General features: G+C 67.2%; 10 protein-coding genes. 5 read left to right on the plus strand and 5 right to left on the minus strand.

Annotated elements, in window-relative coordinates; translation table 11 throughout:
* Positions 1–103 precede the first annotated feature (103 nt).
* The gene (locus RTO53_RS17970) at positions 104–2,062 is read right to left on the minus strand and encodes an acetyl-CoA hydrolase/transferase C-terminal domain-containing protein (RefSeq protein ID WP_312239078.1); all 1,959 of its coding nucleotides are present in this window, start codon (positions 2,060–2,062) and stop codon (positions 104–106) included.
* 31 nt (positions 2,063–2,093) lie between these two features.
* On the minus strand, positions 2,094–2,651 hold the full coding sequence (locus RTO53_RS17975; protein ID WP_312239079.1) for a flavin reductase family protein: 558 nt from the start codon (positions 2,649–2,651) through the stop codon (positions 2,094–2,096).
* Positions 2,652–2,769: 118 nt separating this feature from the next.
* On the opposite strand from RTO53_RS17975, the gene RTO53_RS17980 reads away from it, so the two are divergent.
* The 3 genes from RTO53_RS17980 (at position 2,770) to RTO53_RS17990 (ending at position 4,926) form a co-directional block, all read left to right on the plus strand.
* Entirely contained in the window at positions 2,770–3,135 is a 366-nt protein-coding gene (locus RTO53_RS17980) for a BlaI/MecI/CopY family transcriptional regulator (protein WP_312239080.1), read from the plus strand.
* Entirely contained in the window at positions 3,128–4,363 is a 1,236-nt protein-coding gene (locus RTO53_RS17985) for a TonB family protein (protein ID WP_312239081.1), read from the plus strand. Before RTO53_RS17980 ends, RTO53_RS17985 begins: the two co-directional genes overlap by 8 nt.
* Before the next feature lie 62 nt (positions 4,364–4,425).
* The gene (locus tag RTO53_RS17990) at positions 4,426–4,926 is read left to right on the plus strand and encodes a hypothetical protein (protein ID WP_312239087.1); all 501 of its coding nucleotides are present in this window, start codon (positions 4,426–4,428) and stop codon (positions 4,924–4,926) included.
* Between the two features lie 28 nt (positions 4,927–4,954).
* Here the strand turns inward: RTO53_RS17990 and RTO53_RS17995 are convergent, their stop codons facing one another.
* Together RTO53_RS17995 and RTO53_RS18000 are read right to left on the minus strand one after the other, a co-directional pair.
* Complete coding sequence (locus RTO53_RS17995; protein ID WP_312239082.1) at positions 4,955–5,764, minus strand: MBL fold metallo-hydrolase; 810 nt, start codon at positions 5,762–5,764, stop codon at positions 4,955–4,957.
* 10 nt (positions 5,765–5,774) lie between these two features.
* The gene (locus RTO53_RS18000; RefSeq protein WP_312239083.1) at positions 5,775–6,590 is read right to left on the minus strand and encodes a S1/P1 nuclease; all 816 of its coding nucleotides are present in this window, start codon (positions 6,588–6,590) and stop codon (positions 5,775–5,777) included.
* 105 nt (positions 6,591–6,695) lie between these two features.
* On the opposite strand from RTO53_RS18000, the gene RTO53_RS18005 reads away from it, so the two are divergent.
* Positions 6,696–7,397 carry an aspartate/glutamate racemase family protein gene (locus tag RTO53_RS18005; protein WP_312239084.1) on the plus strand — a complete coding sequence of 234 codons (702 nt, stop codon included), beginning with the start codon at positions 6,696–6,698 and terminating at the stop codon, positions 7,395–7,397.
* A 569-nt stretch (positions 7,398–7,966) separates the two neighbouring features.
* Here RTO53_RS18005 and RTO53_RS18010 read toward each other — a convergent pair.
* Positions 7,967–8,596 carry an OmpW family outer membrane protein gene (locus RTO53_RS18010; protein ID WP_312239085.1) on the minus strand — a complete coding sequence of 210 codons (630 nt, stop codon included), beginning with the start codon at positions 8,594–8,596 and terminating at the stop codon, positions 7,967–7,969.
* A gap of 199 nt (positions 8,597–8,795) precedes the next feature.
* Here RTO53_RS18010 and RTO53_RS18015 point away from each other — a divergent pair.
* Positions 8,796–9,485: type I glyceraldehyde-3-phosphate dehydrogenase (locus RTO53_RS18015; protein WP_312239086.1), on the plus strand; the 690-nt coding region annotated here is incomplete at its 3' end.

A 9,485-nucleotide genomic window follows, 5' to 3' on the forward strand; every position in this document is an offset into this window, starting at 1 on the left:
TAGAGCAGCCGAGCATGGCTCGGCTCTACCTGGGAGCGATGCGTCGAACGGCAGCGGGTAGAGCCGAGCCATGCTCGGCTGCTCTACACGATGCGCCTTGCGCTCACGCGAGCGCCGTTCGCGCCAACGCCAACCGCATCAACCTTGCCTCGATCCGCTCGCCGAACGTCTTCGGTGCATCCAGCCCCATGCGCTGCAGGTATACCGCATCGCCATCACCGGCCGGCTGGGTCAGCGATGCCAGCACCGTGCGCAGCTTGCTGCCACGCGTCTGCGTGTGCTTCTTCAACCAGCCCAGTGCCTTGACCAGGTGCTGTTCGACCTCGGTGAAATCGCTGCCCAGCGGGTAGTCGGGCAGCAGGCCCGATTGGCGGAACGGTGACAGCGCGGCGCTGACCGCAGCAGCAGTGTTGCGTCGCTGCCAGTGCTCGGGTGCAGTGAAGGCGGGTTCCAGTTTCCTGGAGGCCTTGGCCGTCTGCAGCAACCCGGCCTGGAAGGCGGCATCGGTGATCGCGGCCATGCCGCGCACGCAGTCCTCGTCGGTGAGGTTGCGCAGGTCGGCGATGCCGTATTCGTTGATGTAGATGTCGCGCAGGTGGCGCGGGATGGTGGTGTGGCCGTAGTTCCAGCGCACGTTGGACTGTACCGTGCCCTTGTCCTCGCGCACCGCACGGAACATCAGCGCACTGCGTGCCTCGGGCAGGGCGTGGGCCATCGCCACGAAGTTGTACTGGCCGCCCACGCCGGACACCACGCGCCCGTCTTCCAGTGCATCCGACGCGGCCGCGCCCAAGGCGGTGGCGATCATGCAGGAGTTGAAGAATCGCGCATGACGGCGCTGCAGCCGCTCCAGGGTTTCATCGCCGCCGTAGAGCTGGTTGATCTCGCTGATCCGCCGCATGCCGATCGCGCGGCGTTCGTCGTCGGGCAGCTCGCGCAGCCACTGGTAGAACTCCGGCGAGCCCAGGTAGAACGCGCCATGCAGGTATTCGCCTTCGGCGGCGAGGGTGGCGTGGTCGATGGTCAGGGTGCTGCCGTTCTCGATCCGCTGCATCAGGGCAAGGTCGTCGTGCACCTTGCGCCGGATCACCCCGGTCTGCACCAGCCGGCGGAAGCCTTCGTTGAGCATCTCGCTACAGCCGTACAGGCCGATCTCGAATGGCTCCAGGCCACCGCATTCCAGTACGGTCGGGTGGCTGGACAATGTCGGGTCCAGTGCGTGCAGCACCTGGCGGTAGCGGGCGTTGTCGGTGTGTCGCAGCACCAGCGCGTGGCTGATCGCATCGGCCAGCGTGCCGATGCCGATCTGCAGCGTGCCGCCGTCGCGCACCAGCGCGCTGGCGTACAGGCCGATGGCGTAGTCGCCGTCGCTGACAGGCTGGCGCGGCAGACCGAACAAGTCCGGGTACGGCGGTGGCGGGGTGATCACCAGGTCGAAGAAGGACACATCCACCGTTGCCGTGCCGGCCAGGTAAGGCAGCTGCGGATCGATCTCGGCGATCATCAGCGGACGCGGCAGCCCGCGCGCGACCATCGCATCCAGCGTGTCCTGGGTGATGTCGTTGTTGCACGACAGCGACAGCCGCCGGTCATCCGGGCGCACCGCCACCTTCTGCACGATCGCATGCGGCGCGCGCTGCGCCACCGCATCGGCGGCGTGGGTGTAGTTGAGGCTGGTGTAACTGCGCTGGGCCTGCGAGGAATTGAGCAGCGCGCCGGACTGCATGTAGAACTCTTCAACCTGCACGTGCGCGGGCAGTCGGTCGCGGACCATCGCATCGGCATAGGCCAGGCGCGGGAAATCCGCGCCGAAATGGCGCTCGGCGAAGGGCGCCATGAAACGCGCTTCCAGCCCGCCACCGCTGGCCCTGGGCGGATTCAGCGACAGCGCGGTGTAGATCTGCAACGGACGCGAGGGATCGTTCTCCACCCGCGCATACAGGGCATTGAGCAGGCGGTGCGGCTTGCCCAGCGCCAGCGGCGCGCCGATGCGCAAGGGGCCGTCGACCCGCTGCAGCAGCCAGTCGATCGCAGCGTCGAGGTCGGTGAGGTGATCGGTCATCCAGCGGCATCCTGCAGGTATATGCGGGCCATTACAGCATTTCGGGCTTGAACAGACGGCGACGCGAGACTTCCGCGCCGGAGACCATGAACTGGCCGTCGCCCCGGTAGTGCACGGTGCGCGGCAGTTTCGGCACGCGTGCGACGTGGGCCTTGACGACCTCCCAGATGAACAGGCCCTGCCGCGCGATCTGGCTGCGATCGACCAGACGACATTCGAAACTGGCGTGGCACTGCGACAGCAACGGCGCGGCCACCTCGCTGGCCGCGACGGTCTCCAGGCCGAAGCGGTCGAACTTGTCGATCACCGCGCCACTGCAGTTGCCGATGCCGACCACCGTATCGAGCATCTCGGCGGTGGGCAGGTTGATGACGCATTCGCCACTGCGGCGGATCAGCTCGAAGCTGTGGTTGCCGCGGGCGATCATGGTCGCCAGCCGCGAGGGCGTGAACTCCAGCACCATGTGCCAGCCCAGGGTCATGACGTTGCGTTGGCCCTTCCAGGCGGCGCTGACCAACACGATCGGGCCGGGTTCGAGGAAGCGGCGCACGTCCTCGACGGGGTAGTCGAATTTTCGATAGCGTCGCATCGAGGGCTCCCTGGGGCGTCGCCCGATGCTGGCAGCGGGGGGATGAACCGGCTGTCGAAGGGGTTGACAGGCCTTTCGATTACGTGCGTAATCGGCCCGTCGATTACGGATGTAAATGATGAGCCAGATCAGCGAAGCCGAAGCCGTGGTGATGGATGTGCTGTGGGGCGAGCATCCGCTGGGTGCCGATGAGGTGGTGGCCGCGCTGGCCGGGCGCGGCTGGGCCGAGCCCACCATCAAGACTCTGCTTAACCGGCTGCTCACCAAGGGGGCGATCAGCGCCAGCCGCGATGGGCGCCGGTACCTCTACTCACCGGTGCTGCAGCGCCAGGCATGGGTGGCCGAACAGAGCAGCGGCCTGCTCGACAAGCTGTTCGACGGTCGCGTCGCGCCGCTGGTGGCGCATTTCAGCCAGCGCGGGCAACTGAGCGCGCAGGACATTGCCGAGCTCAAGGCGCTCATCGAAGGACTGGACCATGACTGAGCTGCTCAACGTGCTGCTGCAGGCCAGTGTATGGCTGGCCATCGCGGTGCTGCTGCTGGCGCTGGTGCGGCCGCTGCTGCTGCGGTTGGGTGGGGCGGCGCTGGTCTATCGCAGTTGGTGGTGCGTGCCGGTACTGCTGTTGACGCTGCACCTGCCATTGCCGGTGGCGCCACTGGCCGATGCGCTGCCGGTGCTTGCCGCTGCCGCCGCGTGGACTGCTCCCATTGCCGCCCCCGCAACGCCCGCCTGGCCGTGGCTGCTGCTGGCGGCGTGGGCAGTGGGCGCGCTGGTCATGGGGATGGCCAGTTGGCGCGCGCAACGCCGCTTCGCGCGCGCGCTGGGCACGCTGTCACCGCGCGCCGACGGCAGTTGGCAAGCCAGCGCCGATCCAGGCTTGCCGGCGCTGGTGGGGCTGTGGGCCCCGCGTATCGTGGTCGGCCCACGCTTCGACCAGGACTTCAGCACCGTCGAACAGGCGCTGATCCTGCGGCACGAGCGCAGCCATCGCCGCCACGGCGATCCGTGGGCCAATGCCGCACTGGTGCTGCTGCGCTGCGTGTTCTGGTTCCATCCACTGCTGCCGTGGGCGGCGCGCCGTTTCCTGCGCGACCAGGAACTGGCCTGCGATGCACGCACCCTCGATCCACACCCGGCCCAGCGCCGGATCTACGCCAACGCGCTGCTGAAGGCGCAGTTGGCCCACCCGGTTGCGCCGATGGCCTGCCACTGGCGCAGCCAACCGATGTTGAAGGAGCGTATTGCCATGTTGAAGGAACACAAGCGGAAGGCATTGCCGTGGTTGAGCGGCCAGGTGTTGGTGGTGGGCATGAGCCTGGGGCTGGCGGCGGTGGCGTGGGCCAGCCAGGGCGGGAGCGCCCCGGCGGCGATCGAAGCCGACCCAGCGGCGCTGGCCAACCAGGCCGGCGTGGCCGCAGAGGTCACCGTGCCGGCCAAGGCCCGCGTGATGGCGCCGCCGAGCTATCCCAGCAAGGCGTTCGAGCAGGGCCTGTCGGGCAAGGTGGTGCTGCGGGTGGAGGTTGATGCCGAGGGCAGGGCCGGCGAGGTGCGCGTGCTCAGTTCCACGCCGGCCGGCGTGTTCGAGGCAGCCTCGATCGCCGCGGCGAAACAATGGACCTTCGAACCGGCGCGCCGGGACGGCAAGGCGGTCGCCTCGGCGCTGAAGATCCCGATGACCTTCCAGATGGACGAGACGGGCCCGGCGCCGTGAGGCAGGCGCTCCCCCTGCTGGGGATTGCGTGCCTGGTGGCCGGTTGCGCAAGCCAACCGTCGGTGACCACGGTGGACACCCGCAGCGAGAACGTCGCGCTGCAGCGGCTGCACGCCGACGGCGGTGGCGGTGCAGGCCAGGTGCAGCCGTATCGGCTGCAGCCAAGCGAAGGCTATCGCATGCCGCAGTTGTATGCGGCGCAGGACCCGGTGGTCGGGACGCGCGATCCACGTCGCGAGCTGCCGCCCACCGTGGTGTGCCTGCAGGTGGTGGTGACGGCGGAAGGAAAGGTGGACCGCAGCGCGGCCCTGGCCGATCGCCCTGAATGCAGCGCCGGCACCGCGGCAGAGAATGCGCCGTTGCTGCAGGCGGCGCAGGAGGCGGTGGCGCACTGGCTGTTTTCACCGGCGGCGGTGTGTCACTACGCTGCCGGCAGCCTCCCTGATAAAAAAGGGGATTGCGAAGGTGCGCAGCGGATCGAGCCGGTGCCGGTGAGCCTGCTGTACGCCTTCACGTTTGAAATCGTGCACGGCCAGCACACGGTGCGTCGGCAAGGGCGTTGATCGTGGGGGTGCCGGCCTTTGGCCGGCACTACGACCGGTCGGGGCCACCCTGCAGGTTTGCCTTCACTGATGGATGCATCAGCGTCGGCTCGGCCAACGTGGCATCGCGCGCCCGGCGGGTGGCGACGAAGTCGGCTTCGCTGACGCCATCATGCAGGTGGATGTTGCGCGCGCGCTGTTCGCCGATGGTGGTTTCGTTGGCGACCTCGCGACCGCCCGGACCGTAATCGTGGCAGATGAACACGCGGGTGCTGTCGGGCAGGGCGAGCAGCCGCTGGATCGAGCGGTACAACTGCGCGGCATCGCCACCCGGGAAGTCGCAGCGGGCGGTGCCGCCATCGGGCATGAACAGCGAGTCACCGGTGAACAGCGCATCGCCGATGCGATAGGCGACGCTGTCACTGGTGTGGCCGGGGACGGCGATCACCTCGGCACCGATGTCGCCGAGTGCAAAGCGCTCGCCATCGGCGAACAGATGGTCGAACTGCGAGCCGTCGGTGGGCACGTCCAGCGCATAGCGTGGCGCGAACGTCTTCTGTACCTGCACAATGCCGTTGCCCATGGCCAGGGTTGCCTGCGGCCACTGCTGCTTGAGCCAGCGGCCGGCACTGACGTGGTCGGCGTGGGCGTGGGTTTCCAGCAGCCAGCGCACCTGCAGGCGGCCGTCGCGCACGTGCGCAAGCAGCGGCTGCAGCGGCCCGGCACCGAGCGCGTCGGTGTCCGGGTCGTAGTCCAGCACCGGGTCGATCACCGCCGCCTGCAGGGTCGCCGGATCGTGCACCACGTAGCTGAAGGTATGGCTGTCGGGGTGGAAGAAACTGGCGACGTGCAGTGACATGGTGATGGCCTCAGCGTTTGCCCAAGGTGGCGTTGAGCAGCACCGCCAGGCGTTCTCCGGCCAGGCGCAGCTCCTGCTCCGCGATCGGGCGATAGGTCGCGGTGTATTCCGGGCCCAGCGTACGCCTGGTCGGGTAAACGCCAGGTGCAATGGCGATACGGCAACTCGCTTCGGCCCACTGCACGGCATCCGTGGCGATGTTGGAGCGCTTGCCCAGCTTGGGCGCGGGCAGGGCCATCAGGCGCTGGAAGTACTGGTCATCGTCCAGCTTCTGCTCATTGAGCATGCCGCTGTCCCACAGCGAGTGCAGGTTGGTACCGCGATTGTTGAACTGCACCTGGAAGTCGTTGCCGCCCTTGTCGTGGCCGTAACCGGCGTGCATCGGCTGGTGGATGTCGCCGGCGAAATGAACGACGAACTTCAGCGCCTGGGCGCGTTCAGCATCGGACTTGCTGCGGTCGCCAAGAATGGCGGTCTGTGCCTTGAGTGCTTCGACCACGCAGTCGCCGTTCCTGCAGTGCTTCTGCACCTGGTAATGGCAGTCGTCTTCGCCGATGTTGACGTAATGCCAGCCGGCCGAGCGCTTGCCCAGTCCCGGGTCCTTGGCGCGCAGCTGGTCGGCCCACGGGGCGATGGCGTGCAGCGTGGGATCGGGCTCGCTGGCGAGCAGGCGGTCGACGTCGGCCTTGGCCTGTGGGGTGAGCCGGGTTTCGGCGATGCGGGCGACCAGGCGATGGCCTTGGGCGCCCCAGGCCAGGGCATCGGTGGAGACGAAGGTGAGGGCCAGCGCGAGGGCGGTGGCAGGCATCAGGGAGGCAATTTTCATCGGCAGCATTCTAGCGGGCCGCCCACCGGGCGGCTTGCCCGGATCTGGCTGGCGGCGTTGTGGCGGGAGTACGCTGGCGCCGGATCGACAACGGGAGTGGCGACGGTGCAGAAGGTGTTGGGTCTGATCGGCGGGATGAGCTGGGAGAGTTCGGCGCACTACTACCGGATGATCAACGAGCAGGTGCGCGATGCGCTCGGCGGGATGCATTCGGCGCGGCTGTTGCTGTGGTCGTTCGATTTTGCCGACATCGAAGCGATGCAGCGCGCCGGGGACTGGGCGGCGGCGACGCAGGCGATGGTGCAGGTGGCACGGCAGCTGGAAGGCGCAGGCGCGACAGCGGTGGTGATCTGTACCAATACGATGCATCTGATGGCCGAGGAGGTGCAGGCGGCCATCGGTGTGCCGCTGCTGCACATCGCCGATCCGGTGGGCGAGGCGATCCAGGCGCTGGGGCTGACGCGGGTGGGCCTGCTGGGCACGGCATTCACGATGGAGCAGGATTTCTACCGGGTGCGGTTGGCGCAGCGGTATGGGCTGGAGGTGCTGGTGCCGGCGGCGGACGATCGCGCACACGTGCATCGGATCATCTACGAGGAGCTGGTGCAGGGCCGGGTGCTGGACGCATCGCGCGTGGTGTACCAAGGCGTGATGCAGGGGCTGGTGGATCGCGGCGCGCAGGCGATCATCCTTGGCTGCACGGAGATCATGCTGCTGGTTGGCGATGACGATGCAGTGGTCCCGTTGTTCGACACCGCCGCGCTACATGCGCAGGCGGCGGCACAGCACCTGCTCTCCCCCCGGTAGAGCCACCCCATGGGTGGCTGCTCGCAATGCCGGATCGAACGAAGGTGCTTCACCCATCCGCGTGGCGCGCTGTGAATCCTTCCAGGCGCGCGGCGGTCGGTGGGTCGGGGGCTGGGGCCCTATGCCTTTTCCGGCGAATGTCCTCCGGCGTCGGCCTGCGGCCGCCACCTCCCCCTTTATTTCGCCTCCAAGGGGATAGGGCCCCAGCCCCCGACCCACCGACGGCCATGAAAAAAAGCCGGGCGCCTCACCTGCGCCGCAAGCCGAGCCCCGTAGCGGTCGGTAGGCTCCTGGGCAAAATAAAGGAGGAGGCCGCTTGGCGACCGGGGGACACTTGCGCCAGGAGCCTACCGGCCGCTACGGGGCCCTCCTCGCGACAACCCCGATCGGAGACGCCAGCCGATCACTCTGCACACCCGGCCACACGCATAGCGCCTCAAGCCATCTGCTACGGCCTGTGGAGCAGGACGCGGCTTCCCTTGGGAGAAGCGCAAAAAAAATCCCCGGCCGAAGCCGGGGAAAAACGCTTGCTGCGAGGGGTGTTGCGCTGTCGGGTTCTGATCCGCCGATCAGAACTTGAACACGTAGGACACGCCGTAAGCCAGCGGGTCGATGTTGACCGTACCGATCTTTTCGCCGTTGAGCTTGACCTTGCTGTCGATGTCCATCCAGCGCACATCGACCCGCAGCGCGCCGTTGTCGTTGATCGCGAAGTCCAGGCCCGCATGCGCGGCCAGGCCCCAGGAGTCTTCCAGTTTCAGCTTGCTGCCGGCCAGCGCGCCGCCGGTCTTCTCGCTGAAGAAGGTGGTGTAGTTGATGCCCGCGCCGACGAACGGGGACACCTTGCCCTTGCTGTTGAAGTGGTACTGCAGCGAGATCACCGGCGGCAGGTGCTTGGTGCTGCCCACGTTGCCCAGGCCGGCGATGTTGATGTCGTGCTTGAACGGCAGCGCCGCCAGCAGCTCGATGCCCAGGTTGTCGGCAATGAAATATTCGCCGGTGATGGTCGGCTTGATGTCGTTGTCGACATCGACCTTCAGCGTGCCGCCGGCCAGCGAGCCGTTGTTCGACTTCGGGGCGACCTGGTGCACGCCGGCACCGATCGTCCAGTCGCCCTTGGACTGGGCCATGGCCGGTGCGGCGGCCAGGGCAAGCGCGGCGGCCAGGCTGGACAGCAGGAGGGGGGAGGTCTTGCGCATGACGGTGTCTCGTTGCGGGGTGGAATGGGGCCAGTTTTCCCGTCCCGGCCGCGCCGCGCCTTGATCCGGATCAATCCGCGTATTTGACCCTGTAACCGGTTCCCATTCGCCGCCGGGGCCTTGCCCCGGTTCGGCCCTGCTAGAATGAACGCCCCTTTCCATCGGCGCCGCACCGTCGCGGCTGCAGGAGCTTGTGAACATGGCAATCAAGGTTGGCATCAACGGTTTCGGTCGCATCGGTCGCAATGTGCTGCGCTCGGCCGTGCTGAATTTCGGCAATGACATCGAAATCGTGGCCATCAACGATCTGCTGGAGCCGGACTACCTGGCCTACATGCTGAAGTACGACTCGGTGCACGGCCGCTTCAAGGCCGATGTGTCGGTGTCCGGCAGCGACCTGCTGGTCAATGGCAAGAAGATCCGCCTCACCCAGGAACGCGATCCGTCCAACCTGAAGTGGGACGAAGTGGGCGTGGACGTCGTCATTGAATCCACCGGCCTGTTCCTGACCAAGGAAACCGCGCAGAAGCACATCGACGCGGGCGCCAAGAAGGTGATCCTGTCGGCGCCGTCGAAGGACGACACCCCGATGTTCGTGTTCGGCGTGAACGACAAGACCTATGCCGGGCAGGCGATCATCTCCAACGCCTCGTGCACCACCAACTGCCTGGCCCCCCTGGCCAAGGTCATCAACGACAAGTGGGGCATCAAGCGCGGCCTGATGACCACCGTGCATGCGGCCACCGCTACCCAGAAGACCGTCGATGGCCCGTCCAACAAGGACTGGCGCGGCGGCCGCGGCATCCTGGAGAACATCATTCCGTCCTCCACCGGTGCAGCCAAGGCCGTCGGCGTGGTGATCCCGGAGCTGAACAAGAAGCTCACCGGC

It is taken from the genome of Stenotrophomonas sp. (assembly GCF_031995405.1).
Taxonomy (GTDB): domain Bacteria; phylum Pseudomonadota; class Gammaproteobacteria; order Xanthomonadales; family Xanthomonadaceae; genus Stenotrophomonas.

What these genes read in the sequence shown, in the direction of transcription:
- RTO53_RS17970 (WP_312239078.1), bottom strand. Translation starts at nt 2,062, where the DNA reads ATGACCGATCACCTCACCGACCTCGACGCTGCGATCGACTGGCTGCTG.
- RTO53_RS17975 (WP_312239079.1), bottom strand. Translation starts at nt 2,651, where the DNA reads ATGCGACGCTATCGAAAATTCGACTACCCCGTCGAGGACGTGCGCCGC.
- RTO53_RS17980 (WP_312239080.1), top strand. Translation starts at nt 2,770, where the DNA reads ATGAGCCAGATCAGCGAAGCCGAAGCCGTGGTGATGGATGTGCTGTGG.
- RTO53_RS17985 (WP_312239081.1), top strand. Translation starts at nt 3,128, where the DNA reads ATGACTGAGCTGCTCAACGTGCTGCTGCAGGCCAGTGTATGGCTGGCC.
- RTO53_RS17995 (WP_312239082.1), bottom strand. Translation starts at nt 5,764, where the DNA reads ATGTCACTGCACGTCGCCAGTTTCTTCCACCCCGACAGCCATACCTTC.
- RTO53_RS18000 (WP_312239083.1), bottom strand. Translation starts at nt 6,590, where the DNA reads ATGAAAATTGCCTCCCTGATGCCTGCCACCGCCCTCGCGCTGGCCCTC.
- RTO53_RS18010 (WP_312239085.1), bottom strand. Translation starts at nt 8,596, where the DNA reads ATGCGCAAGACCTCCCCCCTCCTGCTGTCCAGCCTGGCCGCCGCGCTT.